Consider the following 25,665-nt stretch of genomic DNA (forward strand, 5'->3'; position numbering starts at 1 on the left):
TGCTTTGATATTGATACCCTTTTTGGATTTATGAATGGACTTAGTTTAGGTAAGTAATGAATTGATTGAAAGGGTTAGTGTTGACAAATATGGATCACGTTGATTAGAAAATAGAGTCTACCAAAATTTAAATTATAAACCATGACATCAGAAAACGAGCATCTCCAAGAACGGAAATGCTCGTTTTTGAGATTTAGAAGCTAGTTTTTACGTAGCATCTATTTTTGTAGTTTAAATTTATAAATTATTTTAGACAAGTTCACTGATTGAAGTGAAGTCACGATCCAAGCCTTCTGCAACTGGTTGGCTGGTGAGGTATCCTTGATAGGTTGTTACACCTTCAAGCAAGCCTGCGTCTTCAAGGATAGCTTTCTTAAATCCTTTACCTGCCAAGGCTTCGATATAAGGAAGAGTCACATTTGTAAGGGCAATCGTAGATGTGCGAGCAACAGCTCCAGGAATGTTAGCAACGGCATAGTGAAGAACACCGTGTTTTTCATAGACTGGTTCATCGTGAGTTGTCACACGGTCAGCTGTTGCGATAACACCACCTTGGTCAACAGCAACGTCAACAATGACAGAACCAGGACGCATTTGTTGAACCATGTCATCTGTCACTAATTTTGGTGCTTTGGCACCAGGAATCAATACTGCACCGATAACAACGTCTGCTTCACGCACACTTGCTTCAATATTAAATGGGTTAGACATCAGAGTTTGGATTTGGTGACCAAAGACGTCTTCTAGGACTGCTAGGCGTTTGGCGCTGATATCAAGAATGGTTACTTGAGCTCCCAAACCTAGCGCAATGCGAGCTGCGTGTGTACCAACGACACCACCACCGATAATGGTTACTTTTCCTTTAGGAACACCAGGAACACCACCGAGTAGAACTCCTGAACCGCCAGCTTGTTTCGTCAAGAAGTGGGCTCCGATTTGGACAGCCATACGACCTGCAACCTCACTCATTGGAACTAATAAAGGAAGTTGTCCTTGAGTATCACGGACTGTCTCATAAGCAACACCCGTTGTTTTAGCTGCAAGCATAGCATCTGCCAATTCTGGAGCAGCTGCCATGTGCAAGTAGGTGAAGAGAAGTAAATCGTCACGCAAGAATTGATATTCACTAGCAAGGGGTTCTTTTACTTTGACCACTAATTCTGCAGCCCAAGCTTCAGCAGCAGTTGCGACAATTTCTGCTCCTTGCTTTTCATAGTCAGCATCAGCAAAACCAGATCCAAGTCCAGCATTTGTTTCGATGAGGACACGGTGGCCACGACCAACGAGACTCTGTACACCAGCAGGTGTCAGAGCAACACGATTTTCATTATTTTTAATTTCCTTTGGAATTCCAATTAGCATAGGATAACTCACTTTCTATTAAGCTATTTCAATTTATGTATCACATCATTCGTCAGAGTTTTTGTGATGACTTTATTGTATATGAAACCGTTTTAAAAGGCAAGGGAAATTATTGATTTGTATTGTATTTTTTGTTAAGCTTATTAGAAAATAAACTTAATTTAGTGAGGGACAAGCTGCGTGATTATTTATGAAGATGCCAATATAGATTCTTCTCTTATTCACTTTACATCCGCATTTAATATCTATGCGGGACGATGGGAGATTATTGGTGACTATAGAAGAAGGGAGGAGTATTTACAGTATTTGATTTCGTAATTATATGATTATTCAACTAAAAATAAATTTAATCTATATTTAGTATTAGGAGATGATTGCTTTAATGATAATACTAGAATATCCCAATATTATAAACTTTGGAAATTGCTAAAAAAGCAAGACCTAGAAGTTAGAAATGCAATTTATTCTGATGAGATTATGATTACGAAAAATCATAAAGTGAAATTTTTTGGTGGAATTCAAGTATTAGGTAGAGAGTCTGTTCCAGATATTGTTTCAATCTTGCTAGCAAAACAAACGGCTCATTTATTATTGTTGCCAGAGGGACTTAAAGTTACAACTTTTTTACAGTCAGGTTTTTCAAAGATAATAGCTGAAAATAGTGAGTATATTGAGAATGTGGTTGGTAGTGGTGGAATAGTTTTATTTCGTGAAGGATATTTTGACGATAGGAACACAGGCTTTATAGGTTTTGGAGGATTACCCTTAATTACTAAAGATTTATTTGGAAAATAGGTAACAATAATTGGAAGTTTATGAATGAAACTAAGAGAGTAACATTTTTATAATTGGAAAATATCTTTGAAAGAAGAGTTATATTATTGTTCACATGAAAAACTTGTAAACCTATTTCTTTTATGTTATTCTTCTAGCAACTTATTTTCGGAGGTGCAATTATGGAATCACTATTTATCAAACTAGCTAAGCATCAAATTATCGAAACAGAACGCTTAGTGCTTAGACCTGTAACACTTGATGATGCAGAAGCCATGTTTGAATATGCTTCAAACCAGGAAAATACGCGCTATACTTTTCCAACCAATCAAAGTTTAGAGGAAACCAAGAATAATATTGCCCAGTTTTATCTAGCCAATCCCTTGGGCCGATGGGGTATTGAATTAAAAAGTAGTGGAGAGTTTATCGGAACTATTGACCTGCACAAGGTTGATACTGTTCTTAAAAAGGCAGCCATTGGTTATATTATCCATCAAAAATATTGGAATCAAGGTTTGACAACTGAAGCCAATCGTGCCGTGATTGAACTAGTTTTTGAAAAGATAGGGATGAATAAGTTGACCGCCCTTCATGATAAGGACAATCCCGCGTCAGGAAAGGTCATGGAGAAATCAGGCATGCGCTTTTCTCACGAAGAACCATATGCTCGTATGGACCAGCATGAAAAAGGTCGTATCGTGACGAGAGTGCATTATATCTTGACCAAGGAAGATTATTTTGCAAATAAGTAAGCAGTTGAAAAGTTTTTTCAGCTGTTTTTTCTTTGCATTACGAATAAGCTAAGAGAGGAGAAAATATGGAAGAACTTATTGAGAAAATCAAAGAATATAAAATCATTGTTATCTGTGCTAGTTTGGGTTTGGTCTTAGCTGGATTTTTTCTCCTAAAACCAGTCACTCAAACACCTGCTAAAGAAACAAAGGTGCAAACAGAAGTTACAACTGTTCCAAAGGATTCGACGGATGAAAAGGAAGATGGAAATCAGAAGGAAGAAGTAGTGGAGCAAGATCTAATTACTGTCGATGTCAAAGGTGCTGTCAAAACACCAGGGATTTATGATTTGCCAGTTGGAAGTCGTATCAATGATGCTGTCCAGAAAGCTGGTGGATTGACAGATAATGCCGATAGTAAGTCTATCAATCTAGCCCAGAAAATTGGTGACGAAGCACTTGTCTATGTTCCAACTAAGGGAGAAGATATTAGTCAAGCAACACAATCAAATGATTCTAACAGCAAGGAAAATAAGAAAGTCAATCTCAATAAAGCCAGTTTAGAGGAACTGAAACAAGTCAAAGGCTTAGGTGCTAAACGTGCTCAGGACATCATCGACCACCGTGAAACAAACGGGAAGTTTAAGTCAGTAGACGAGCTCAAGAAGGTCTCTGGCATTGGTGCCAAAACAATAGAAAAGCTAAAAGAATATGTTACAGTGGATTAGTCGCTTTCCCATCCCAAAAATCTATCTAAGCTTTCTCTTGCTCTGGCTTTACTATACAATCTTTTCAGCTAGTTATCTAGCACTCTTGGGGTTTGTATTTTTAGTATTTTGTCTTTTTATCCACCACCCTTGGAAGGTTGTACTAAAGGTGCTTCTGATTTGTGGACTATTTGCTAGTTGGTTTCTATTTCAAAAATGGCAACAAGAAGATGCTAGTCAAAACTTGCTTTCTTCTGTCGAAACTGTTCGAATATTACCTGACACCATCAAGGTGAATGGGGATAGTCTTTCTTTTCGTGGAAAGGCTGACGGTAGACTCTTTCAGGTCTATTATAAGCTTCAATCAGAAGCAGAAAAAGAAGACTTTCAACAACTAGCGGATATTTATGAAGTTATTTTAGAAGGGAAATTAGCTAGCCCTCAAGGGGCAAGAAATTTTGCGGGCTTTGATTATCGCAACTATCTAAAAAGTCAAGGGATTTACCAAACCTTGACTATTTCGAAAATTTTAGACAAGACAGCCACGAGCAGTTGGGATATTGGAGAAAATTTATCAAGCCTACGGAGAAAAGCAGTTGTCTGGATAAAAAGGAACTTTCCCGATCCCATGCGCAACTACATGACAGGTCTGTTATTAGGGCACTTGGACACAGACTTTGAGGAAATGAATGAACTCTATTCTAGCCTCGGAATTATTCATCTATTTGCATTGTCAGGAATGCAAGTAGGATTCTTTATGAATGCTTTTAAAAAGTCACTCTTGCGTTTAGGTTTGACTCAAGAGGAGTTCAAATGGCTTGCCTATCCCTTTTCTTTGGTCTATGCAGGCATGACAGGATTTTCAGCCTCTGTGATTAGAAGTCTTCTACAAAAAATCTTGGCCCAGCATGGTTTTAAGGGCTTGGATAACTTCGCTATAACAGTCCTCCTTTTGTTTATAGTCATGCCAAATTTTTTCCTTACAGCTGGAGGAGTTCTTTCCTGCGCCTATGCCTTTATCCTAACTATGACAAGTAAAGAAGGTCAAGGCATAAAAGCTATTGCCAGAGAGAGTTTCATTATTTCCTTAGGAATTCTGCCAATTTTATCATTCTATTTTTCTGAATTTCAACCTTGGTCAATTGTTCTAACTTTTGCCTTTTCATTCCTATTTGACATGGTTTTCCTACCCCTCTTATCGATTCTCTTTTGTTTGTCAATGATATACCCGTTCACTCAGTTTAACTTTATCTTTGAATTGTTAGAAAGTATCATACGCTTTGTTTATCAACTATCAAGTCGTCCGATTGTCTTTGGTCAGCCGAGTCTCTGGGTTCTGGTATTGCTTTTAATTTCTTTGGCGCTGATTTATGATTATCGTAAAAATTTGAAAAAAACACCTATCATTGTCCTATTTGTCATAGCTCTCTTTTTAGTTACCAAACACCCACTGGAAAATGAACTAACGGTCTTAGATATGGAGCAGGGGCGAAGCATTTTCCTAAGAGACCTGACAGGCAAGACCATTCTACTGGATGTCGGAGAGAAGTCTGAAGTTGAAAAGAAAGAAGCCTGGCAGAAGAAAGTCACTACGAGCAATGCCAAACGTAGTTTAATTCCCTATCTGAAAAGTAGAGGAGTGGCAAAGATTGATCAGCTGGTTCTAACGACTAGTGATGCTAAGCAGTTAGATCATGTGTTAGAAATCAGTAAAGCCTTCGAGCTTGGAGAGATTTTAGTAACTGAAGAAACTTTATCTAAGAGAGAATTTATGGATAAGCTGAAGGAAAGCAAGGTCAAGGTAGTTGCCATCAAAACTGGACAGCAGTTACCTATTTTTGGAAGTAGTTTGGAAGTAATCGCAACTCAAAATAAGAATAAAAGTGATTCAATTACAATGTATGGAAAGTTACTAAACCAAACCTTTCTAGTTACTGGAAATATAGAGGAGAAGTTCTTAACCAAGTCTTATCCAAAACTCCATGCAGATGTAGTGATAAGTCATCAGCAAGCATCGAAGAAAAAGAGAGATGTAGAAGTCTTCAAAACTTTACAAGCTAAAATCACGGTCATTTCGGTAGACAAGAAGAAAAAATTCAAAGAAAAAAATGGGGAAAGTAACCAAGAACTTGGGAATTCGATATACCAAACGAATCAAAAGGGCGCCATTCGTTTCAAGGGATGGACTACTTGGAATGTTGAAACTGTTCAATAACGTTTTCAGAGAAAACTAAACATTAAAATTGTCTAAACAATCATTCAAGGCTTGATTTTGAATCCTGTTTACTATAAAATAGTTAAGATTGGTGTCAAACTTTTATATTGCAAATAGGAGAAAAAATGACAAAAACTTTGAAACGTCCTGAGGTTCTATCACCTGCAGGAACACTAGAAAAACTAAAAGTAGCTGTTCAATACGGAGCAGATGCTGTCTTTATCGGTGGTCAGGCCTATGGTCTACGTAGCCGTGCGGGAAACTTTACTTTCGAACAAATGGAAGAAGGAGTTCAGTTCGCGGCTAAGTATGGAGCTAAGGTATATGTGGCTGCTAATATGGTTATGCACGAAGGAAATGAAGAAGGTGCCGGAGAATGGTTCCGTAAGTTGCGTGATATTGGTATTGCAGCGGTTATCGTTTCTGACCCTGCCTTAATCATGATTGCGGCAACTGAAGCACCAGGACTTGAAATCCACCTTTCAACACAAGCTAGTGCGACCAACTATGAAACTCTTGAATTCTGGAAAGAACTTGGATTGACGCGTGTCGTTTTGGCGCGTGAGGTTTCTATGGAAGAGTTAGCAGAAATTCGCAAACGTACAGATGTAGAAATCGAAGCATTCGTACATGGTGCTATGTGTATTTCCTACTCTGGTCGTTGTACGCTCTCTAACCACATGAGTATGCGTGATGCCAACCGTGGTGGATGTTCACAATCTTGCCGTTGGAAATATGACCTTTACGATATGCCATTTGGTAAAGAGCGTAAGAGTCTCAAGGGAGAAATTCCTGAAGAGTTCTCCATGTCTGCGGTTGATATGTCGATGATTGACCATATTCCAGATATGATTGAAAATGGTGTGGATAGTTTGAAGATTGAAGGTCGTATGAAGTCTATCCACTATGTTTCAACAGTGACAAACTGCTACAAGGCTGCCGTTGATGCTTATCTTGAGAGCCCTGAAAAGTTTGAGGCTATTAAGCAAGACTTGATTGATGAAATGTGGAAGGTGGCTCAACGTGAATTGGCTACAGGTTTCTACTACGGAACACCATCTGAAAACGAACAATTGTTTGGTGCTCGTCGTAAGATTCCAGAATACAAGTTTGTTGCTGAAGTGGTTTCTTATGATGATGCGACACAAACAGCAACTATTCGCCAACGTAACGTTATCAACGAAGGAGACCAAGTTGAGTTTTATGGTCCAGGTTTCCGCCATTTTGAAACTTATATCGAAGACCTTCATGATGCTAAAGGTAACAAGATTGACCGTGCCCCAAATCCAATGGAACTATTAACCATCAAGGTTCCACAACCAGTACAAGCAGGTGATATGGTCCGTGCTTTGAAAGAAGGCTTGATCAATCTTTACAAAGAAGATGGAACTAGCGTCACAGTTCGTGCCTAGATAAGGAAAGTCAATGGTTCAAGCTCAGGGATTACTAGTAGATAATGAAAGCAGATGTGTTCATTACCATACTGATAAAGATATCGTAGCGCTCCAGTGTTATGAGTGTCAGAAATACTATGCCTGTTATCAGTGTCACAATGAACTAGAGTCGCACACATTTTCTCCTTATCCTTTAAATCTAAAACAGGATAAACCTATCTTATGTGGTTCCTGTAAGAAGACCCTAACTTATGAGGAGTATAGAGAAAAGGGGAGCTGTCCTTATTGTGCAGCACTCTTTAATCCAGCTTGCCAGAGTCATCACTCGTATTATTTCAAATAAGCAATTGTAAATCCAGGTTTTGAAACTTGGATTTTTCTTTTCAGAAAAATAGGAAAGATAAGAAAAATAATCTGAAAAGACCTTAAAATTTTCTATATAATTGTCTTGAAAATCATAAAAATAGAAATAAATGATTAGAAACGCTTTCAATGCTAGTAAAGAGTTGACAAAAGCAAATTTTAGGACTAAACTAGGGAAGTAAATTTAATTTAAAAAAGGAGAATTCGTCATGAATTTAACATTTTTCGGTCTATGTCTTGCCTGTATGGGTGTATCTCTTGCAGAAGGATTTTTGATGAACGGTTTGTTCAAATCTGCAGCACGCCAACCAGATATCATCCCTCAATTGCGTAGTTTGATGATCATGGGGATTGCCTTTATCGAAGGAACATTCTTTGTAACTCTCGTATTTTCATTTATCATCAAATAAAGAGAAGTATAAAATGGAAAAGGGAGGATTCTAGATGGAAGAAAGTATCAATCCAACCATCAATATTGGTCCTGTTACCTTTGATTTAACCTTGACAGCATTGACTTTGTTGTCTGTGGCACTTATTTTTGGCTTTATCTATTGGGCAAGTCGCAATATGACTGTAAAACCCAAAGGAAAGCAAAATGTACTCGAGTATCTCTATGACTTTGTTGTCGGATTTACAGAACCTAACGTAGGTTCACGGTACATGAAAGATTACTCACTCTTTTACTTGTGTTTATTTCTTTTTATGGTTATCGCAAATAATCTTGGTTTGATGGCGAAACTTCAAACTACAGATGGGACAAATCTTTGGACATCGCCAACAGCAAATCTCCAGTTTGACTTGGCCTTGTCATTCGGAATTATCCTGATGACCCATATTGAAGGAATTCGTCGTCGCGGTGTTAAAAAATATCTAAAAGGTTTTGTAACCCCAGGTTTCATGACACCGATGAATCTCCTTGAAGAAGTCACGAATTTCCTATCACTTGCTTTGCGGGTGTTCGGGAATATCTTTGCCGGAGAAGTGATGGCAAGCTTGCTTATTACTCTCTCTCATCAGGCACTTTATTGGTATCCAGTCGCATTTGTTACCAATCTTGTCTGGACGGCATTTTCTGTGTTTATTTCCTGTGTTCAGGCCTATGTATTCACAGTCTTGTCTTCTATGTATCTAGGAAATAAAATTAATGATGAAGAGTAGAAAGGAGTAAATGATGCACGTAACAGTAGGTGAATTGATTGGTAACTTTATTTTAATTGCTGGCTCTTTTATCCTTTTGATCGTCTTAGTCAAAAAATACGCATGGTCAAACTTGACAAGTGTCTTCGAAGAACGCGCAGAAAAGATTGCTGCTGATATTGATGGTGCTGAACAAGCTCGTCAAAAAGCAGAAACTCTTGCTCAAAAGCGTGAAGATGAATTAGCAGGTAGCCGTAGCGAAGCTAAAACTATCATCGAGAATGCTAGGGAGACAGCTGAAAAGAGCAAATCAGATATTCTGGCTGAAGCTAAGCTAGAAGCTGGTCGCTTGAAAGAAAAAGCTAACCAAGAAATTGCGCAAAACAAAGCTGAGGCTTTACAAAGCGTTAAAGGTGAGGTAGCAGATTTGACAGTTAGTCTAGCTGGAAAAATCATCTCACAAAACCTTGACGGTCATGCCCATAAAGAACTCATTGATCAGTATATCGATCAGCTAGGAGAAGCTTAATGGACAAAAAGACAGTAAAGGTAATTGAAAAATACAGCATGCCTTTTGTCCAATTGGTGATTGAAAAAGGAGAAGAAGATTCTATCTTCTCAGACTTGACCCAGATTAAGCAAGTCGCTGAAGAAACAGACTTGCCTTCTTTTTTGGCTCAGGTAGATGTTGATGAGTCTGACAAGGAAAAAACAGTTAGTTATTTCCAAGATTCTGCATCGCCATTATTACAAAACTTCATTCAAGTTCTGTTGTACAATCATCGTTCAAATCTTTTTTATGATGTGATTGTAGATTGTTTAAACCGTCTTGAGAGAGAAACGAATCGTTTTGAAGTAACGATTATGTCTGCTCATCCTCTAACGGATGAACAAAAAGAACGTTTGCTTCCAATTATAGAGAAAAAGATGTCTTTAAAAGTGCGCAGCATTAAAGAAGAAATCGACGATAGTTTAATCGGTGGTTTTGTTATTATCGCCAATCACAAGACAATTGATGTTAGTATTAAACAACAACTTAAAGTTGTTAAGGAAAATTTGAAATAGAAAGTGGTGTTCTTTTGGCAATTAACGCACAAGAAATCAGCGCTTTAATTAAGCAACAAATTGAAAATTTCAAACCCAATTTTGATGTGACTGAAACTGGTGTTGTAACCTACATCGGTGACGGAATTGCGCGTGCTCATGGCCTAGAAAATGCCATGAGTGGAGAGTTGTTGATTTTTGAAAACGGCTCTTATGGTATGGCGCAAAACTTAGAATCAACAGATGTTGGTATTATCATCCTTGGAGACTTTACAGATATCCGCGAAGGCGACACTATTCGTCGTACAGGGAAAATCATGGAAGTTCCAGTTGGTGATAGCTTGATTGGACGTGTCGTGGATCCACTTGGTCGTCCAGTAGATGGGCTTGGTCCAATCGACACAAACAAAACTCGTCCAGTTGAAGCGCCAGCTCCTGGGGTTATGCAACGTAAATCAGTATCACAACCATTGCAAACTGGTTTGAAAGCTATTGATGCCCTTGTTCCAATCGGTCGTGGACAACGTGAGTTGATTATCGGTGACCGTCAAACAGGGAAAACTACCATTGCTATCGATGCAATCTTGAACCAAAAAGGTCAAGATATGATTTGTATCTATGTAGCGATTGGTCAAAAAGAATCAACAGTTCGTACACAAGTAGAAACACTTCGTCAGTACGGAGCCTTGGATTACACAATCGTTGTGACAGCGTCAGCTTCACAACCTTCTCCATTGCTTTTCCTTGCACCTTATGCAGGGGTTGCTATGGCCGAAGAATTTATGTACCAAGGTAAGCATGTCTTGATCGTTTATGATGACTTATCTAAACAAGCGGTAGCTTATCGTGAACTTTCTCTCTTGCTCCGTCGTCCACCAGGCCGTGAAGCCTTCCCAGGGGATGTATTCTACCTTCATAGCCGTCTACTCGAGCGTTCAGCTAAAGTTTCGGATGAATTGGGTGGAGGATCTATCACAGCACTTCCGTTTATCGAGACACAAGCCGGAGATATCTCAGCCTATATCGCTACAAACGTAATCTCTATTACGGATGGACAAATCTTCCTAAGTGATAGTCTCTTTAATGCAGGTATCCGTCCAGCTATTGATGCGGGTTCTTCCGTATCTCGTGTTGGTGGTTCTGCTCAGATTAAGGCCATGAAGAAAGTTGCTGGTACACTCCGTATCGACCTTGCTTCATACCGTGAGTTGGAAGCCTTCACTAAATTTGGTTCTGACTTGGATGCGGCTACTCAGGCTAAATTGAACCGTGGTCGTCGTACTGTAGAAGTATTGAAACAACCTGTTCACAAACCATTACCTGTTGAGAAACAAGTTACTATTCTCTATGCTTTGACCCATGGTTTCTTGGATACAATTCCTGTAGACGATATCGTTCGTTTCGAAGAAGAGTTCCATATGTTCTTTGATGCTCAACATCCTGAAATTTTGGAAACCATTCGTGAAACAAAAGACTTGCCAGATGAAGCAGTCTTGGATGCTGCGATTACTGAGTTTCTCAATCAATCAAGCTTCCAATAAGAATAGAGGTGTCAGATGGCAGTATCTCTAAATGATATTAAAACAAAAATCGCCTCAACAAAAAATACTAGTCAAATTACTAACGCGATGCAGATGGTTTCTGCAGCTAAGTTAGGTCGTTCTGAAGAAGCAGCTCGTAACTTCCAAGTGTATGCACAAAAAGTGCGTAAACTAGTTACAGACATCCTCCACGGAGATGGTGCAGGCGGATCAACTAACCCTATGTTGATCATTCGCCCCGTCAAAAAAACAGGCTATATCGTCATTACATCTGACCGTGGTCTTGTTGGAGGATATAATTCTTCAATCTTAAAAGCTGTCATGGAAATTCAGCAAGAATACCATCCTTCAGGTGATGATTTTGAAGTCATCTGTATTGGTGGTATGGGAGCCGATTTCTTCAAATCACGCGGTATTCAACCAATCTATGAATTGCGTGGACTTGCAAGCCAACCAAGCTTTGATGAAGTTCGTAAGATTATTACAAAAACGATTGAAATGTATCAAAACGAACTTTTTGATGAGCTCTATGTTTGTTACAACCACCACGTTAATACACTGACAAGTCAAATGCGTGTGGAGCAGATGCTTCCAATCGTGGACTTGGATCCAAATGAAGCAGATGATAACTATAGCTTGACATTTGACCTTGAAACAAGTCGTGAAGAAATCTTGGATCAACTATTGCCTCAGTTTGCAGAAAGTATGATTTATGGTGCTATTATTGATGCCAAGACAGCTGAAAATGCTGCTGGTATGACAGCCATGCAAACAGCGACTGATAATGCAAAAAAAGTGATTAATGATTTGACAATCCAGTATAACCGTGCCAGACAGGCGGCGATTACACAAGAAATCACAGAAATCGTGGCAGGAGCTAGCGCTTTAGAATAAAGCCATCCTGCTCATATCAATGAACTTAGGACCTAGCAAAACTAGGAACCGACAGTATCTTATATAGAATAGGAGAAGGAGATGAGTTCAGGTAAAATTGCTCAGGTTATCGGACCCGTTGTAGACGTTTTGTTTGCAGCAGGTGAAAAACTACCTGAGATTAACAATGCACTTGTCGTCTACAAAAATGACGAAAAGAAAACAAAAATCGTCCTTGAAGTAGCCTTAGAGTTGGGGGATGGTATGATTCGTACCATTGCCATGGAATCAACAGATGGTTTGACTCGTGGAATGGAAGTGTTGGACACAGGTCGTCCAATCTCTGTACCAGTAGGTAAAGAAACCTTGGGACGTGTCTTCAACGTTTTGGGAGATACCATTGACTTGGAAGCTCCTTTTGGAGAAGACGCAGAGCGTCAGCCAATTCATAAAAAAGCACCTACTTTTGATGAGTTGTCTACCTCTTCAGAAATCCTCGAAACAGGGATTAAGGTTATCGACCTTCTTGCCCCATATCTTAAAGGTGGTAAGGTCGGGCTCTTCGGTGGTGCCGGAGTTGGTAAAACTGTCTTGATTCAAGAATTGATTCACAACATTGCCCAAGAACACGGTGGTATTTCAGTATTTACCGGTGTTGGGGAACGTACTCGTGAAGGGAACGACCTATATTGGGAAATGAAAGAATCAGGCGTTATCGAGAAAACAGCCATGGTATTTGGTCAGATGAATGAGCCACCAGGAGCACGTATGCGTGTTGCCCTTACTGGTTTGACAATCGCTGAATACTTCCGTGATGTAGAAGGCCAAGACGTTCTTCTCTTCATTGACAATATCTTCCGTTTCACACAAGCTGGTTCAGAAGTATCTGCCCTTTTGGGTCGTATGCCATCAGCCGTTGGTTACCAACCAACTCTCGCAACAGAAATGGGTCAATTGCAAGAACGTATCACTTCAACTAAGAAAGGTTCTGTAACCTCTATTCAGGCTATCTACGTGCCAGCGGATGACTATACTGACCCAGCGCCAGCAACAGCCTTCGCCCACTTGGATTCAACAACAAACTTGGAACGTAAATTGGTTCAATTGGGTATTTATCCAGCCGTTGACCCACTTGCTTCAAGTTCACGTGCCTTGGCACCTGAAATCGTTGGAGAAGAACACTACGCAGTTGCTGCTGAGGTTAAACGTGTCCTTCAACGTTACCATGAATTGCAAGATATCATTGCGATCCTTGGTATGGATGAACTTTCTGATGAAGAAAAGACTTTGGTTGCTCGTGCCCGTCGTATTCAGTTCTTCCTTTCACAAAACTTCAACGTTGCGGAACAATTTACTGGTCAACCAGGTTCTTATGTTCCTGTAGCGGAAACAGTTCGTGGATTTAAGGAAATTCTTGACGGAAAACACGATCATCTCCCAGAAGATGCCTTCCGTGGAGTAGGTTCAATCGAAGATGTTATTGCTAAGGCTGAAAAAATGGGATTTTAAGAGGTGATCTATGGTTCAGTTAACTGTCCAGATCGTGACACCAGATGGCCTCGTCTATGATCACCATGCCAGCTTTGTATCGGTTCGAACTCTGGATGGTGAGATGGGGATCTTGCCACGACATCAAAATATGATTGCGGTATTAGCAGTTGATGAAGTTAAAGTTAAACGAGTTGATGATGAATCTCATGTCAACTGGATTGCAGTAAATGGAGGAATCATTGAGATTGCTAATGATGTCATTACTATTATTGCAGACTCAGCTGAGCGTGCTCGTGATATCGATATTAGCCGTGCAGAACGTGCCAAACTTCGTGCAGAACGTGAAATCGAAGAAGCGCAAGACAAACACTTGATTGACCAAGAGCGTCGTGCTAAGATTGCATTACAACGTGCTATTAACCGAATCAATGTCGGAAACAAACTATAAAAAAATGAACTTGATTCTCAAATCAAGTTCATTTTTTTATGTTTAAAATGTAACGCAAACCGCTTCGGGAACGTGGAAATCATTGGAAAGTTCTGCAAGACGCCCAGTCTCTGAATTACGTTTAAAGACAGTTGCATTATCAGAATCCTGGTGAACAGCGATGAGAAATTCTTGATCTGGTGAGAGAATAAAGTCTCGAGGAGTTTTCCCGTTTGTAGGAACGAATTCCAACAATTCTAAACTACCATCAGCGAGAATAGTGTAAACTACAATAGAATCGTGACCACGGTTTGATGCGTACAGGTATTTTCCATCTTGTGAGAGACGAATAGCAGCAGTTCCATTAAAGTCATTAAATCCTTCAGGAAGAGTAGAAATAACTTGCATTTTTTCAAATGCACCAACACCATCATAAATCAATACTTCAATTGTACTATTGAGTTCACAGATGAGATAAGCAATCTTGTAGTGGTTGTGAAAAACAAGGTGACGTGCACCAGCACCAGGACTGCAATTGTAGGTAGTTAGCTTATTTAGTTTTCCTTCTGGCTTGACACCATAAGTAGTAACCTCATCAGTACCTAAATCGCAAGTGACTAAATACTGATCTGGTGTTAAATCTGTATAGTGTACATGTGGAGAAGCTTGATTTTCATGAGGACCATGACCGCTATGCTGAACTGTATCAGCCAATTCTAGACTACCATCTTCTTTACGTTTATAGACCAAAACTTGTCCCTTGTGATAGTTAGCACCATATACTAGGCCACGTTTCTCGTCAACTGCAACATAACAGTGAGGAGCGCCTTCTGTCACAACATGGTTTAGCAAAGTACCATCAGTTTGATAGGCAGCAATTCCACCTTGACCATCTTTGCTACCGACAGTGTAGAGGTGATTTTCTTGATCAAAGGCAAGATAGGTAGGACTTGGCTCAGCAGCAAATAGTTTAAGATTGGATAGTTGCCCAGTTTCTGTATCAAAATCAGCTTGATAAATTCCTTGGGATAAACGACGTGTGTAAGTTCCGAAATAAATTGTTTCAATCATAGCTATACCTCTAAATAAAGATGTTTCTATTATATCATAAATTAGAAGACCTGAAGAAAATAGTGAAAAAAGTATGAAACATCTAAGTATAAAATTAGTAAAAAGCAAGGTCGCTTTGTTAAAGTTCTCAATCGTCACCTCAACACTTTAAAAACAGTTTATTCCCTATAAAAATGGTATAATGAAAGGACAAAGGAAAGGAAGTAGATATGGAACAAAAAGAGAAACATTTTAATTTATCTTGGTTTTTTAAATGGTTTTTAGATAATAAGGCTGTTACAGTTTTTTTGGTAGCCTTGTTACTAGGTCTGAATATTTTTATTTTAAGTAAGATTAGTTTTTTATTTATCCCTGTCGTTGATTTTTTATCAGTTGTCATGTTGCCTGTTATTTTATCAGGATTACTTTTTTATCTCTTAAATCCACTGGTGGATTTGATGGAGAAGTATAAGATAAATCGTGTCTTAGCCATTAGTATTATCTTTGTCATTATTGCCATACTCTTGATTATTGGTTTGGCCGTTGCGATTCCAAATCTTCAGCGTCAAGTAGTTATTTTTGCGCAAAATGTCCCAAGTTATCTGGAAGATGCTGACAGAGTTATTGATGATCTTGTAACCAAGCGGTTACCAGATGACTTTAGACCTCAACTAGAACAGGTTCTGGCTCAATTCTCAACACAAGCAACTGCTTGGGCAAGTAATATTTCATCAAAAGCTGTGAACTGGGTGAGTGCTCTTATTAGTGGAACGTCACAAGTCATTGTTGCTTTGATTATCATGCCCTTTATGCTCTTTTATCTCCTTAGAGATGGAAAAGGTTTGAGAGATCATATCACTCAATTCTTACCTAATAAATTGAGAGAACCAGTAGGTAAGGTTCTAACGGATGTGAACCAACAACTATCTAACTATGTTAGAGGACAAATTACTGTTGCTGTTATCGTAGCAATTATGTTTATCATCTTCTTTAAGATTATTGGTTTGAGATATGCAGTGACTCTTGGAATTACTGCAGGGATTTTAAATCTTATTCCTTATCTTGGAAGTTTCCTTGCCATGCTACCAGCTCTGATCTTAGGTTTAATTGCTGGACCAGTTATGCTCTTGAAAGTAATTATCGTTTTTATCGTAGAGCAGACAATTGAAGGTCGTTTTGTATCTCCATTGATTTTAGGTAGTCAATTAAACATCCATCCAATCACGATTCTATTTGTTTTGTTGACGTCTGGTTCTATGTTTGGTGTTTGGGGAGTCCTACTAGGAATTCCTGTTTATGCTTCAGCAAAAGTTGTTATTTCAGCGATTTTTGAATGGTATAAAAAAGTTAGTGGTCTGTATGAGTTAGAAGAGGAGGTTGAAGGTGAGCAATAGTCAAAAAATGCTTGAAGCTTTGGATCAGCAAGATTTAACAAAAGCTGATCACTATTTTCAAAAAGCCTTGGTAGAAGACCCTGATGATCTTCTTCTGGAACTGGCTTATTATCTAGAAGGTATTGGTTTTTATCCACAAGCTCGTCAAATCTATGAAAAACTAGCACCAATATTTCCAGAAGTAAATCTCAATCTAGCTAGTATCGCAAGCGAAGACGGACAAATTGAAGAAGCGTTTGCCTATCTAGAAGAAATTCAACCCAATAGCGATTCTTATGTATCTGCGCTTGTCTTAAAGGCTGATTTTTATCAAATGGAAGGATTGACGGATGTAGCTCGTGAGAAGCTCTTAGAAGCTCTTAATTACTCTGATGATCCTTTATTGATTTTTGGGCTAGCAGAGTTAGATAGTGAACTTGGAAATGATTTAGAAGCGATTAAGGGCTATGCTCAACTGGATAATCGTGAAATATATGAGCAGACAGGGATTTCGACCTATCAACGAATTGGAACTGCCTATGCTCGACTTGGAAAGTTTGAATCAGCTATAGAGTTTTTAGAAAAAGCTTTAGAGTTAGAGTATGATGATCAGACTGCTTTTGAATTAGCAAGTCTTTACTTTGATCAAGAGAAATTTCAAAAGGCAGTTTTATATTTTAAACAGCTGGATACTATTTCTCCAGATTTTGAAGGGTATGAATATGGTTACAGTCAGGCTCTACATAAGGAACACCAGACTGAGCAAGCCTTACTGATTGCTCAACAAGGTTTGGAAAAAAATCCATTCGAAACACGTTTACTACTCCTTACTTCACAATTATCTTATGAATTGCATCAACCTGAGCAGGCGGAAGCTTATCTTCTTCAAGCCCAAGAAGATGCGGAAGACCAAGAAGAAATCCTCTTGCGACTAGCAACCATGTATCAGGAGCAAGAACGGTATGAGGATATTTTAGCCTTAGAAGAATATGAGCCAGAAAATCTCTTGACTAAGTGGATAATTGCACGGAGTTACCAAGAAACTGAAGATTTGGACGCTGCCTATGAATCTTATCAGGCATTGGTTCCAGAACTCAAGGAAAATCCTGAGTTTTTAGAGCAATACATTCATCTATTACGCGAACTTGGAAGGTTTGAAGAAGCAAAAGAACAGATTCAACACTATCTCAAGTTGGTTCCTGATGATATACAAATGCAGGAATTGTATGAACGTTTATGATAAATGAACAGTAGTCGTCTTAGCAGGCGACTATTTTTATAAAATGAAAGATGTAAAAATCTATAAATTCCATCATAAAAATGAATAAATACAGTATGAATTTTTAGCTTTTTTTTGATATAATTGTTATAGTTAAATTGAAAAAACTCACTCAAAAAGTGAAACATAGAAAGATTTGAATTATGACACAAGTAAAAATCGTAACAGATTCTTCTGTTACCATTGAACCAGAAGTGGTCAAAGAATTAAATATTACCGTCGTTCCGCTCTCTGTAATGATTGATAGTGTTCTTTATTCGGATGCTGATCTTGAAGAAGGGGAATTTCTTCGCTTGATGAAAGAGAGTAAAAATCTGCCTAAAACAAGTCAACCTCCTGTTGGACTCTTTGCTGAGATTTTTGATGAGTTGAGTAAAGACGGTAGTCAAATTTTAGCCATTCATATGTCTCATGCCTTATCAGGAACTGTCGAAGCAGCTCGTCAGGGTGCAAGTTTGTCAACAGCTAATGTGACTGTATTGGATAGTTCCTTTACAGATCAAGCCCTAAAATTTCAAGTAGTTGAAGCAGCTAAGTTAGCTCAAGAAGGACAAGACATTGAGACAATTGTGGCTCATGTTGAAGAAGTAAAGAAGAACACAGAGCTCTATATTGGTGTTTCTACCTTGGAAAACCTTGTTAAAGGTGGTCGTATTGGAAGAGTGACAGGTCTTTTAAGCTCTCTATTAAATATCCGCGTAGTCATGCAGATGAAAGATGATGAATTGCAACCAATCGTTAAAGGACGTGGAGCTAAAACCTTTAAGAAGTGGTTGGATGAACTAGTTTCAAAACTGTCAGAGCGTTCTGTTGCAGAAATTGGTATTTCCTATTCTGGAACTCGGGACTGGGCAGAAGAGATGAAAGAAATCCTACAACCATTCGTTGAAAAACCAATCTCTGTACTTGAAACAGGTTCTATTATCCAGACCCATACAGGTGAAAATGCTTGGGCTATTTTGGTCAGATACGAGTCCTAAAAAAATAAAGAAAATAGCAAGAAATAGCGTTTTTGACTTGACCTACAAGAGAATTTAGGATATGATTGTAATTGTTAATTAGAAAATATTTGGAGGAATTATTAACATGGCAAACAAACAAGATTTGATCGCTAAAGTAGCAGAAGCTACAGAATTGACAAAGAAAGACTCAGCAGCAGCAGTAGACGCTGTATTCGCAGCAGTAGCTGATTACCTTGCAGCTGGTGAAAAAGTTCAATTGATCGGTTTTGGTAATTTCGAAGTTCGTGAGCGTGCAGCACGTAAAGGTCGCAACCCACAAACTGGTAAAGAAATCACTATCGCAGCTTCAAAAGTTCCAGCATTCAAAGCTGGTAAAGCTCTTAAAGACGCTGTTAAATAATGAATTTAGAAAAAGCCTATTGTATCAAGCATTCTAGCTTGGTCGATAGGCTTTTTTGTAGTTTTGGGGCAATTTTGGGGCAGGGAAGAACAGTCTCATTTATACCAGTCATAGATTTTAAGCTCTACTATTGGTAAGAATAGTGAGGCTGAGAAGCCTATCTCAAGTTAGGCTTGCAAAGAAAAGATTTAGGCCACCATTCATACAATTGGCACTAAATGGATAGCAAACAAGGATGGTGAGTAGAGTTTCCTTTCAACCACTGAGCCCTTTATAGAATTTCTTGACAGAATTAGTGAAAGGGTTTACAATTATATAAAATAAGTTAGGAGGAAAGGAAGATGATTATTTCAACTACGGGAATTGAAGGCAAGAAAATCCTATCCTACAAAGGAATCGTCTTTGGTGAAGTGGTTGCTGGCGTTAATATGTTCAAAGATATGGCTGCTGGCTTCCGTAATGTTTTTGGAGGACGAGCTAGTAGTTATGAAGGCGAGTTGACTCAAGCAAGAGAAGAAGCTCTAGCAGAAATGATGGAGCGTGCAAGTGAACGTGGAGCAAATGCTATTATAGGTATAAAAATGGACTATGAAACTTTAGGGGCTGAAAATGGTATGCTAATGGTCACTTGTAGTGGTACAGCAGTTGTGATTGACTCCTAATTTGAAGAAACAAAAAAAAGAACAGTCGGAACTGTTCTTTTTATGATTATTTGAGACCGTATTTTTTGTTGAAACGATCCACGCGTCCATCTGCTTGAGTGAACTTTTGACGTCCAGTGTAGAATGGGTGTGAGTCTGATGAAATTTCCACACGGATCAATGGGTAAGTTTCGCCTTCGAACTCAACAGTTTCGTTAGAGCGTTTTGTTGAACCGCTAAGGAATTGGTAACCAGTAGTTGTGTCCATGAAGACAACTGGGCGATATTCTGGATGGATATCTTTTTTCATTTTGCAATATTTCCTTTCTGCCATGGTCTCTTTGCGAGCCATAGATTGTTACCATACTAGTCTAACAGATTATGCTAGGTTTGGCAAGCTTTTTATCTATTTTTTTAGTAAGTTTTTTAATTTTTGGTAGATGACTTCATTTTCCTCTAGGCTATAGGAGTTAGCACCACTTGCAAGTGGGTGACCTCCACCATCATGTTCTTTTGCAACACCATTGATTGGAACGAATTTACTGCGAAGTCGAACGCGATAGTGGCCATCTGCTTGTTCCACAAAGATTCCCCAAAGATTAACTGTATCGATACGGCCTGGAGCTCCAACAATGGCTGCTGTTTCAGAATCTGTTACTTGATATGTTTTTAGAATTTCTTGAGTCAGTATGACACGTGCGACACCATTTTCATCAACTTCTAGGTGATCATAGACATAACCTTGAAGTTTAGCAATTTTAAAGCTCATAGTGTCCATTTTACGTGTTAATTCAGCATAGTCAAAGTTATGTTCTCTTAGTTTACTAGCAATTCGAAGGGTACGAGCAGAAGTAGACGGATAAAGGAAACGGCCTGTGTCGCCAATAATTCCAGCACAGAGCATTTTAGCAGCGTAGTCAGATAATTCTAGGTTAGTTGCTTCAGCAAAGAGAGCAATCATCTCACTGGCACTGCTAGAGTTGGTATCTACCCAAACAAGATCTCCATAGACTTCGTCATTTGGATGGTGATCAATTTTAATAATGGTTTCAGCATTAGTATAACGTTTATCATCGATACGAGCGGTATTTGCTGTATCACAAATGATAGCAAGCGCGCCTTGATAATCTTTGTCTTCTACCTGATCCATCTTTGTAAGCCATGTTAGGGTTGGCTCATCATAACCGACTACCTTGATATTTTTTTCTGGGAAATGGTGTTCCAGAAGTGCTTTGAGTCCAACCTGACTTCCTAAGGCATCAGGATCCGGTTTCATATGACGGTGAATGATAATGGTATCATATGCTTTAATTTTTTCTAAAATTTGATAACAAATTTCCATAAGTGACCTCAATTCTTTCTTATTTCATTGTAGCACAAGAGTTTTTATTTTTAAAATGAAAAAGATGTGATATAATGGAGAAAGATAAATGGAGGAGGACGATATGGCATTAGCAAAAATTGTATTTGCCAGTATGACCGGTAATACCGAAGAAATTGCAGATATTGTAGCAGATAAATTGCGTGAATTGGGCTTAGAGGTGGATGTTGATGAGTGTACAACTGTTGACGCATCTGACTTTCTTGAAGCAGATATCGCAATCGTTGCAACCTACACTTATGGTGATGGAGAGTTACCAGATGAGATGATGGACTTCTACGAAGACCTAGCAGATCTTAACTTGAGTGGCAAAATCTACGGTGTGGTAGGATCAGGAGATACTTTCTATGATGAGTTCTGTAAGGCTGTTGATGACTTTGATCGTGTATTTGTAGCAACAGGAGCTGAAAAGGGCTCAGAGTGCGTCAAAGTGGATCTCTCTGCAGAAGAAGAAGATATCGAACGCTTGGAACAATTTGCAGAAGAATTGGCTGCTAAAGTAGGATAAGCATGAAGTTGCACTGATGAAAGTTGTCAGTGCAGTTTTTGTTAGTCGTCCCTAGGGATGAAATAGCCCATTTAGAAGCTTTTTATAAATTGATTCAAATTAAGAAGGAGACTCTATGGATTTAGATATTATTAGACAAGAAATCGATCAAATTGATGACCAAATTGTAAAACTCTTAGAAGAAAGAATGCATCTAGTTGAGGGTGTAGTGGCTTATAAAAAAGCTTCAGGAAAAGCTATTCTAGATACTAAAAGAGAAGAAGTTATCTTTGAAAAAGTCAGAAATCACGTCAGCAATAAAAAATACGAAGAGACAATCGTTGAGACTTTTTCTGATATTCTCAAACGTTCGCGCGATTATCAGGATAAAAACATCAAATGAAAAAAGAACAATTTTATCCATTAGGAATCTTTCTAGCTGCCATGCTAGGAGGACTTGTCCGATATCAGATTTCGAGATGGTTGCCAGCTAGTCCAGACTTTCCATGGGGAACTCTCTTTGCTAACTATCTAGGAATTTTCTGTTTAGTCTATCTTGTCAAAGGTTATTTGGTTTATAAGGGAAGCAGTAAAGGTGTCATTTTAGCGCTTGGAACAGGCTTCTGTGGAGGATTAACGACTTTTTCAAGCCTCATGTTAGATGGCGTGAAATTGCTGGATAGAGGTTCTTACCTAAGTCTAGTAATCTATCTAGTTCTGAGCATTGGTGGTGGACTTTTATTGGCTTATTGTTTAGGGAGGAAGAAATGGTAGTATTATATCTAGCGCTTGCTTGTGGACTAGGTGCCCTCGTGCGTTACTTCTTTTCACGTTATAATCAGGGTTCAGTACTGCCTCTAGGAACTCTCATAGCTAATCTACTGGGCTGTTTTTTGATTGGCTTATTTTACAATCATGTGGAGTCTAAAGAAGTCTATCTTATCCTTGCCACAGGATTTTGTGGAGGTCTAACCACTTTTTCAACCTTGAATGATGAATTCCAAAAACTCTTAGCTGATAAGAAGGTCTTTTACAGTTATTTTCTCTTGACCTACTTAGGTGGTTTGCTTGCTATTTTTTTAGGAATTTTACTGTAAATTTCTTTACTTTTTCTAGGAAATTTGGTAAACTGTATCTTGTGTGTAATGGACGCACAAAAATACAGTTTATCCGCTGAGGAAGATTCCTCAAGATTGACAAAGATAGGAGAATAAAATGAATCCATTAATCCAAAGCTTGACAGAAGGTCAACTTCGTACTGATATCCCATCATTCCGTCCTGGTGACACTGTTCGTGTACACGCGAAAGTTGTCGAAGGTAACCGTGAACGTATCCAGATTTTTGAAGGTGTTGTTATTGCACGTAAAGGTGCTGGCATCTCAGAAAACTACACAGTTCGTAAAATTTCTAACGGTGTAGGTGTTGAACGTATCTTCCCAATCCACACTCCACGTGTTGAAAAGATCGAAGTTGTTCGTTACGGTAAAGTACGTCGTGCGAAATTGTACTACTTGCGTGCTCTTCAAGGTAAAGCAGCTCGTATCAAAGAAATCCGTCGTTAATTCGACCAAAAAACTCTGCTCATTCGGCAGAGTTTTTCTCTAGCTCCCTTAGTTCAATGGATATAACAACTCCCTCCTAAGGAGTAGTTGCTGGTTCGATTCCGGCAGGGGGCATATAAACTATTGATTTTACTAGGGGTTTGAGGTGTTTTGCCCCAAATTCGCCCCTAAATTTGCAAATATCTCTCTTACTTCCGAATTACTCGCCTCTTCCAGTTCTTTTAATTGATGAGCATAGACTTCGATGGTAACGTTCATATTCTCATGACCAAGGATTTTTGAAATAGAGAGCAATTCAATACGCTTAGCAATCAAAAATGAAGCATAAGTATGTCTAAGAGAATGCGCATGGACATTTCTACCAACGATTCTTCTTAGTGTTTTGTTGACTGCATTGTTTGATATGTTAGAGAAAATACGATTTTCTTTGTTATGGATCCAATGTTCTTTCTGGTAGATTTTTAGTAATTTAAGTGTTTCGTCGTCAAGTGGTATCTTTCGGATACTGCTTTTTGTTTTTGTAGCACTAAAATTAAGATTAGTCTTATAATTCCATGTTTTATCCACTGTAAGTAGTTTGTTGTCATGGTCAACATTGTCCCACGTTAGCCCGAGACACTCAGCAAAACGCATACCAGTGACTGCTATGAGGTATATTACTGCATATGATTGGACTTTTATCTTATCTCTTGAAATAGCTATCACATTCTCGTATTCATCCACTTCTAGAAATTTAGTTTCTTTTTCTACACCTTTTTGTTGAGATACCGCTTTTGCAAATGTAGTAAAGTTTTTTTGAATGATTCCTTCATGAACAGCCATAGCGACGCATTGTTTGATATGAATATTTAATCTTTCAACGGTTGCCTGAGAATGCGTTTCAGCAAATGTATTCAATGCTTGCTGATAGATTGAACTTGTGATATTTTTTAGCTTAGCACCTGGGAATAATTTTTCAATGTTGCGACTAGTGACTTGATAAACTTGCCAGGTGACAGGAGAAATATTTGGTTTTTTATGAATGTTTGCCCATTGTTTAAAGTATTCATAAAGAGTAATGTCGTCTGAAATATGAGATGGAAGTAGTAATTCTTGTTCTCGTTCAGCAGCTGCAATTTGCGCAGCTTTTTTTGTTGGGAAACCGCCTTTTTCAGCCTTTTTATATTTTCCGTCGTGGGTTTTATAAGAAATGCGATATTCCCATTTTCCATTTTCTCTTTTTCTGTATGATGCCATTTGATTTTTACCTCATTTCCTGATAAAATGGGTATAGTAAAGAGGGCTTTTTAATGCCTTTTACTATACTGGATTTCCTCACACTCAGAGTCGCCAAACTTTGCGAGTGTGGGGATTTTTGTTGTATTTTTTTATTCCAAACCATTACCCACTTTGGTAATCAATAAGAAAGTTCCGTCATCTTGTTTTGCAAATGTTAAGATAACAGTCTTGTATTTAGTACCAATCGAAGTGTAAGAGATTGTTTTGTTTTCATGATCATTAATGGTGCTCGTTGTAGTATCGCTTGGTTCACCGTGTTCTTTAACGATATCGTCATATTTAGAACCACCTGCGCCTCTATTAGCGATATCACCAGTTACTAGAGCGTCGAATTGTTCCTTAGTCCAGTTAAATTTAGCGTCCTCTTCTTTTTGTGAAGACTCGATTGAGGAGCTTGCTGAACTAACTGCTTGTTCTACATCTTTACTAACTTTATCAAGTGATTTAGCATACATAGCTTGAGTAGCAATAACAATAATTATTGATACTACTGAAATAACAGTACCTATAATAGCGAGTGTCTTTGTTCTTTTTCTATTAACAAAGAGACCGATGATACCAAATATAAGGGCTATGATAGCGAATAGAAACGATATGTTATTGATAATCGGGACCCATGAACCTAGAAGAGCGATTGCTCCGAAAACAATGGCTAAAATCCCTAAAACTTTACTTTCTTGTTTCATAAGAAACCTCCTAACAGCTTTTATTGTGGTTCGGTTGTTGCACATATTTTTATTAAAATCCAACAATGCTTGTTTATATTATTTAGCCGTCAAGATTGTAACGATGATTGCAGCAATACCGAGCAGGCTGCTGATTAACAAGCCAACAAACCAATATGTGAATTCTTTTTTGCTTTTTGCTTGGTCTTCTAATCTCTTGTTTTCTTGATTTAGTAACATAGTCTCTATCCGTTTCTCGAAATTATCAAATTTTAAATCGACTTTTTCAAATCCGCTACGCATTTCTTGTTTGAGTTGGTCAAATTTTAAATCAATTTTCTCGAATCCGTGCTGGGTATCAGAATTGATTTTATCAAGTTTTAAATCAATTTCTGTTTTAGTATACATTTCACGTTCCATAATTTCTTCCTCCTGATACCTTAGCTTCATTGTATCACTTTTTGTATGATTTTGGGAATTAATTGTTGTAATATTGGAAGGTTCGAATTTACTTTGTTGTGCCATTA

General features: G+C 38.4%; 31 protein-coding genes and 1 tRNA gene. 25 read left to right on the top strand and 7 right to left on the bottom strand.

Annotated features, from left to right (window positions below):
- Window positions 1-249: 249 nt before the first annotated feature.
- Complete coding sequence (gene ald / locus QM877_RS00545; protein ID WP_414317234.1) at window positions 250-1,362, bottom strand: alanine dehydrogenase; 1,113 nt, start codon at window positions 1,360-1,362, stop codon at window positions 250-252.
- A 423-nt stretch (window positions 1,363-1,785) separates the two neighbouring features.
- On the opposite strand from ald, the gene QM877_RS00550 reads away from it, so the two are divergent.
- The 14 genes from QM877_RS00550 (at window position 1,786) to QM877_RS00615 (ending at window position 14,080) form a co-directional block, all read left to right on the top strand.
- Complete coding sequence (locus QM877_RS00550; RefSeq protein WP_414317235.1) at window positions 1,786-2,157, top strand: hypothetical protein; 372 nt, start codon at window positions 1,786-1,788, stop codon at window positions 2,155-2,157.
- 161 nt (window positions 2,158-2,318) lie between these two features.
- Entirely contained in the window at window positions 2,319-2,888 is a 570-nt protein-coding gene (locus tag QM877_RS00555) for a GNAT family N-acetyltransferase (RefSeq protein WP_414317236.1), read from the top strand.
- Between the two features lie 65 nt (window positions 2,889-2,953).
- On the top strand, window positions 2,954-3,595 hold the full coding sequence (locus QM877_RS00560; protein WP_414317237.1) for a helix-hairpin-helix domain-containing protein: 642 nt from the start codon (window positions 2,954-2,956) through the stop codon (window positions 3,593-3,595).
- Entirely contained in the window at window positions 3,579-5,789 is a 2,211-nt protein-coding gene (locus tag QM877_RS00565) for a ComEC/Rec2 family competence protein (protein WP_414317238.1), read from the top strand. Before QM877_RS00560 ends, QM877_RS00565 begins: the two co-directional genes overlap by 17 nt.
- Before the next feature lie 125 nt (window positions 5,790-5,914).
- The gene (locus tag QM877_RS00570; RefSeq protein ID WP_049503610.1) at window positions 5,915-7,201 is read left to right on the top strand and encodes a peptidase U32 family protein; all 1,287 of its coding nucleotides are present in this window, start codon (window positions 5,915-5,917) and stop codon (window positions 7,199-7,201) included.
- Window positions 7,202-7,214: 13 nt separating this feature from the next.
- Window positions 7,215-7,526: a CHY zinc finger protein gene (locus QM877_RS00575; RefSeq protein ID WP_414317239.1), complete on the top strand. Its 312-nt coding sequence runs from the start codon at window positions 7,215-7,217 to the stop codon at window positions 7,524-7,526.
- Window positions 7,527-7,755: 229 nt separating this feature from the next.
- Window positions 7,756-7,956: a F0F1 ATP synthase subunit C gene (locus QM877_RS00580; protein WP_001054552.1), complete on the top strand. Its 201-nt coding sequence runs from the start codon at window positions 7,756-7,758 to the stop codon at window positions 7,954-7,956.
- Between the two features lie 34 nt (window positions 7,957-7,990).
- A complete protein-coding gene (gene atpB, locus QM877_RS00585) occupies window positions 7,991-8,704 on the top strand; it encodes a F0F1 ATP synthase subunit A (RefSeq protein WP_000392856.1) in 714 nt (237 codons plus the stop codon).
- A gap of 13 nt (window positions 8,705-8,717) precedes the next feature.
- The gene (gene atpF / locus QM877_RS00590; protein WP_414317240.1) at window positions 8,718-9,212 is read left to right on the top strand and encodes a F0F1 ATP synthase subunit B; all 495 of its coding nucleotides are present in this window, start codon (window positions 8,718-8,720) and stop codon (window positions 9,210-9,212) included.
- Window positions 9,212-9,748: a F0F1 ATP synthase subunit delta gene (locus QM877_RS00595; protein ID WP_049549329.1), complete on the top strand. Its 537-nt coding sequence runs from the start codon at window positions 9,212-9,214 to the stop codon at window positions 9,746-9,748. The genes atpF and QM877_RS00595 overlap by 1 nt, the downstream gene beginning before the upstream one ends.
- A 14-nt stretch (window positions 9,749-9,762) precedes the next feature.
- Entirely contained in the window at window positions 9,763-11,268 is a 1,506-nt protein-coding gene (atpA, locus tag QM877_RS00600; protein WP_049503616.1) for a F0F1 ATP synthase subunit alpha, read from the top strand.
- Window positions 11,269-11,283: 15 nt separating this feature from the next.
- Window positions 11,284-12,162, top strand: a complete 879-nt coding sequence (locus QM877_RS00605; RefSeq protein ID WP_414317241.1) for a F0F1 ATP synthase subunit gamma — start codon at window positions 11,284-11,286, stop codon at window positions 12,160-12,162.
- An 81-nt stretch (window positions 12,163-12,243) separates the two neighbouring features.
- Window positions 12,244-13,650 carry a F0F1 ATP synthase subunit beta gene (gene atpD, locus QM877_RS00610; protein WP_000094353.1) on the top strand — a complete coding sequence of 469 codons (1,407 nt, stop codon included), beginning with the start codon at window positions 12,244-12,246 and terminating at the stop codon, window positions 13,648-13,650.
- Window positions 13,651-13,660: 10 nt separating this feature from the next.
- Entirely contained in the window at window positions 13,661-14,080 is a 420-nt protein-coding gene (locus QM877_RS00615; protein WP_414317242.1) for a F0F1 ATP synthase subunit epsilon, read from the top strand.
- A gap of 42 nt (window positions 14,081-14,122) precedes the next feature.
- On the opposite strand, the gene QM877_RS00620 is transcribed toward QM877_RS00615, so the two are convergent.
- Entirely contained in the window at window positions 14,123-15,130 is a 1,008-nt protein-coding gene (locus QM877_RS00620) for a lactonase family protein (protein WP_414317243.1), read from the bottom strand.
- 209 nt (window positions 15,131-15,339) lie between these two features.
- On the opposite strand from QM877_RS00620, the gene QM877_RS00625 reads away from it, so the two are divergent.
- The 5 genes from QM877_RS00625 (at window position 15,340) to QM877_RS00645 (ending at window position 19,785) form a co-directional block, all read left to right on the top strand.
- On the top strand, window positions 15,340-16,503 hold the full coding sequence (locus QM877_RS00625; RefSeq protein WP_414317244.1) for an AI-2E family transporter: 1,164 nt from the start codon (window positions 15,340-15,342) through the stop codon (window positions 16,501-16,503).
- Window positions 16,493-17,722, top strand: coding sequence for a tetratricopeptide repeat protein (locus QM877_RS00630; RefSeq protein WP_414317245.1), 1,230 nt, complete (start codon window positions 16,493-16,495; stop codon window positions 17,720-17,722). Before QM877_RS00625 ends, QM877_RS00630 begins: the two co-directional genes overlap by 11 nt.
- Before the next feature lie 182 nt (window positions 17,723-17,904).
- Entirely contained in the window at window positions 17,905-18,741 is an 837-nt protein-coding gene (locus tag QM877_RS00635) for a DegV family protein (protein WP_049509469.1), read from the top strand.
- A gap of 106 nt (window positions 18,742-18,847) precedes the next feature.
- Window positions 18,848-19,123 carry an HU family DNA-binding protein gene (locus tag QM877_RS00640; protein ID WP_001284633.1) on the top strand — a complete coding sequence of 92 codons (276 nt, stop codon included), beginning with the start codon at window positions 18,848-18,850 and terminating at the stop codon, window positions 19,121-19,123.
- Window positions 19,124-19,464: 341 nt separating this feature from the next.
- Window positions 19,465-19,785 (top strand): heavy metal-binding domain-containing protein, encoded by a 321-nt coding sequence (locus tag QM877_RS00645; protein WP_414317246.1) that lies wholly within the window; start codon window positions 19,465-19,467, stop codon window positions 19,783-19,785.
- A gap of 46 nt (window positions 19,786-19,831) precedes the next feature.
- Here the strand turns inward: QM877_RS00645 and QM877_RS00650 are convergent, their stop codons facing one another.
- Entirely contained in the window at window positions 19,832-20,074 is a 243-nt protein-coding gene (locus QM877_RS00650; RefSeq protein ID WP_000710764.1) for a type B 50S ribosomal protein L31, read from the bottom strand.
- 96 nt (window positions 20,075-20,170) lie between these two features.
- Window positions 20,171-21,106 carry a DHH family phosphoesterase gene (locus QM877_RS00655; RefSeq protein ID WP_414317247.1) on the bottom strand — a complete coding sequence of 312 codons (936 nt, stop codon included), beginning with the start codon at window positions 21,104-21,106 and terminating at the stop codon, window positions 20,171-20,173.
- A 103-nt stretch (window positions 21,107-21,209) separates the two neighbouring features.
- Here QM877_RS00655 and QM877_RS00660 point away from each other — a divergent pair, with 103 nt between their 5' ends.
- From QM877_RS00660 to QM877_RS00685, 6 genes are all read left to right on the top strand, one after another.
- Window positions 21,210-21,653 (top strand): flavodoxin, encoded by a 444-nt coding sequence (locus QM877_RS00660; RefSeq protein WP_001162134.1) that lies wholly within the window; start codon window positions 21,210-21,212, stop codon window positions 21,651-21,653.
- A gap of 115 nt (window positions 21,654-21,768) precedes the next feature.
- Entirely contained in the window at window positions 21,769-22,035 is a 267-nt protein-coding gene (locus QM877_RS00665; protein ID WP_414317248.1) for a chorismate mutase, read from the top strand.
- Window positions 22,032-22,406, top strand: a complete 375-nt coding sequence (crcB, locus tag QM877_RS00670; RefSeq protein ID WP_414275921.1) for a fluoride efflux transporter CrcB — start codon at window positions 22,032-22,034, stop codon at window positions 22,404-22,406. The genes QM877_RS00665 and crcB (QM877_RS00670) overlap by 4 nt, the downstream gene beginning before the upstream one ends.
- On the top strand, window positions 22,400-22,729 hold the full coding sequence (crcB, locus tag QM877_RS00675; protein ID WP_248034870.1) for a fluoride efflux transporter CrcB: 330 nt from the start codon (window positions 22,400-22,402) through the stop codon (window positions 22,727-22,729). Before crcB (QM877_RS00670) ends, crcB (QM877_RS00675) begins: the two co-directional genes overlap by 7 nt.
- Window positions 22,730-22,847: 118 nt before the next feature.
- The gene (rplS, locus tag QM877_RS00680) at window positions 22,848-23,195 is read left to right on the top strand and encodes a 50S ribosomal protein L19 (protein WP_001068669.1); all 348 of its coding nucleotides are present in this window, start codon (window positions 22,848-22,850) and stop codon (window positions 23,193-23,195) included.
- A gap of 42 nt (window positions 23,196-23,237) precedes the next feature.
- Window positions 23,238-23,309, top strand: a tRNA-Arg gene (locus tag QM877_RS00685).
- Between the two features lie 18 nt (window positions 23,310-23,327).
- Here QM877_RS00685 and QM877_RS00690 read toward each other — a convergent pair.
- The 3 genes from QM877_RS00690 to QM877_RS00700 form a co-directional block, all read right to left on the bottom strand.
- Window positions 23,328-24,431, bottom strand: coding sequence for a site-specific integrase (locus QM877_RS00690; protein WP_414317249.1), 1,104 nt, complete (start codon window positions 24,429-24,431; stop codon window positions 23,328-23,330).
- A gap of 131 nt (window positions 24,432-24,562) precedes the next feature.
- A complete protein-coding gene (locus QM877_RS00695) occupies window positions 24,563-25,159 on the bottom strand; it encodes a DUF308 domain-containing protein (RefSeq protein WP_414317250.1) in 597 nt (198 codons plus the stop codon).
- A 78-nt stretch (window positions 25,160-25,237) separates the two neighbouring features.
- Window positions 25,238-25,663: a hypothetical protein gene (locus QM877_RS00700; RefSeq protein WP_414317251.1), complete on the bottom strand. Its 426-nt coding sequence runs from the start codon at window positions 25,661-25,663 to the stop codon at window positions 25,238-25,240.
- Window positions 25,664-25,665 lie beyond the last annotated feature (2 nt).

This window comes from Streptococcus infantis (assembly GCF_047463655.1).
Classification (GTDB): Bacteria; Bacillota; Bacilli; order Lactobacillales; family Streptococcaceae; genus Streptococcus; species Streptococcus infantis_Z.

Excerpts from the sequence above, each read along its gene's own strand:
- atpB (WP_000392856.1), top strand. The coding sequence starts at position 7,991 with ATGGAAGAAAGTATCAATCCAACCATCAATATTGGTCCTGTTACCTTT.
- QM877_RS00570 (WP_049503610.1), top strand. The coding sequence starts at position 5,915 with ATGACAAAAACTTTGAAACGTCCTGAGGTTCTATCACCTGCAGGAACA.
- crcB (WP_248034870.1), top strand. The coding sequence starts at position 22,400 with ATGGTAGTATTATATCTAGCGCTTGCTTGTGGACTAGGTGCCCTCGTG.
- QM877_RS00555 (WP_414317236.1), top strand. The coding sequence starts at position 2,319 with ATGGAATCACTATTTATCAAACTAGCTAAGCATCAAATTATCGAAACA.
- ald (WP_414317234.1), bottom strand. The coding sequence starts at position 1,362 with ATGCTAATTGGAATTCCAAAGGAAATTAAAAATAATGAAAATCGTGTT.
- QM877_RS00615 (WP_414317242.1), top strand. The coding sequence starts at position 13,661 with ATGGTTCAGTTAACTGTCCAGATCGTGACACCAGATGGCCTCGTCTAT.
- QM877_RS00650 (WP_000710764.1), bottom strand. The coding sequence starts at position 20,074 with ATGAAAAAAGATATCCATCCAGAATATCGCCCAGTTGTCTTCATGGAC.
- atpF (WP_414317240.1), top strand. The coding sequence starts at position 8,718 with ATGCACGTAACAGTAGGTGAATTGATTGGTAACTTTATTTTAATTGCT.
- QM877_RS00660 (WP_001162134.1), top strand. The coding sequence starts at position 21,210 with ATGGCATTAGCAAAAATTGTATTTGCCAGTATGACCGGTAATACCGAA.
- QM877_RS00645 (WP_414317246.1), top strand. The coding sequence starts at position 19,465 with ATGATTATTTCAACTACGGGAATTGAAGGCAAGAAAATCCTATCCTAC.
- QM877_RS00605 (WP_414317241.1), top strand. The coding sequence starts at position 11,284 with ATGGCAGTATCTCTAAATGATATTAAAACAAAAATCGCCTCAACAAAA.
- QM877_RS00635 (WP_049509469.1), top strand. The coding sequence starts at position 17,905 with ATGACACAAGTAAAAATCGTAACAGATTCTTCTGTTACCATTGAACCA.
- atpD (WP_000094353.1), top strand. The coding sequence starts at position 12,244 with ATGAGTTCAGGTAAAATTGCTCAGGTTATCGGACCCGTTGTAGACGTT.
- QM877_RS00575 (WP_414317239.1), top strand. The coding sequence starts at position 7,215 with ATGGTTCAAGCTCAGGGATTACTAGTAGATAATGAAAGCAGATGTGTT.
- QM877_RS00560 (WP_414317237.1), top strand. The coding sequence starts at position 2,954 with ATGGAAGAACTTATTGAGAAAATCAAAGAATATAAAATCATTGTTATC.
- QM877_RS00655 (WP_414317247.1), bottom strand. The coding sequence starts at position 21,106 with ATGGAAATTTGTTATCAAATTTTAGAAAAAATTAAAGCATATGATACC.
- QM877_RS00700 (WP_414317251.1), bottom strand. The coding sequence starts at position 25,663 with ATGGCACAACAAAGTAAATTCGAACCTTCCAATATTACAACAATTAAT.
- QM877_RS00665 (WP_414317248.1), top strand. The coding sequence starts at position 21,769 with ATGGATTTAGATATTATTAGACAAGAAATCGATCAAATTGATGACCAA.
- rplS (WP_001068669.1), top strand. The coding sequence starts at position 22,848 with ATGAATCCATTAATCCAAAGCTTGACAGAAGGTCAACTTCGTACTGAT.
- QM877_RS00695 (WP_414317250.1), bottom strand. The coding sequence starts at position 25,159 with ATGAAACAAGAAAGTAAAGTTTTAGGGATTTTAGCCATTGTTTTCGGA.
- QM877_RS00640 (WP_001284633.1), top strand. The coding sequence starts at position 18,848 with ATGGCAAACAAACAAGATTTGATCGCTAAAGTAGCAGAAGCTACAGAA.
- QM877_RS00625 (WP_414317244.1), top strand. The coding sequence starts at position 15,340 with ATGGAACAAAAAGAGAAACATTTTAATTTATCTTGGTTTTTTAAATGG.
- QM877_RS00565 (WP_414317238.1), top strand. The coding sequence starts at position 3,579 with ATGTTACAGTGGATTAGTCGCTTTCCCATCCCAAAAATCTATCTAAGC.
- QM877_RS00595 (WP_049549329.1), top strand. The coding sequence starts at position 9,212 with ATGGACAAAAAGACAGTAAAGGTAATTGAAAAATACAGCATGCCTTTT.
- QM877_RS00690 (WP_414317249.1), bottom strand. The coding sequence starts at position 24,431 with ATGGCATCATACAGAAAAAGAGAAAATGGAAAATGGGAATATCGCATT.
- crcB (WP_414275921.1), top strand. The coding sequence starts at position 22,032 with ATGAAAAAAGAACAATTTTATCCATTAGGAATCTTTCTAGCTGCCATG.
- QM877_RS00580 (WP_001054552.1), top strand. The coding sequence starts at position 7,756 with ATGAATTTAACATTTTTCGGTCTATGTCTTGCCTGTATGGGTGTATCT.
- QM877_RS00620 (WP_414317243.1), bottom strand. The coding sequence starts at position 15,130 with ATGATTGAAACAATTTATTTCGGAACTTACACACGTCGTTTATCCCAA.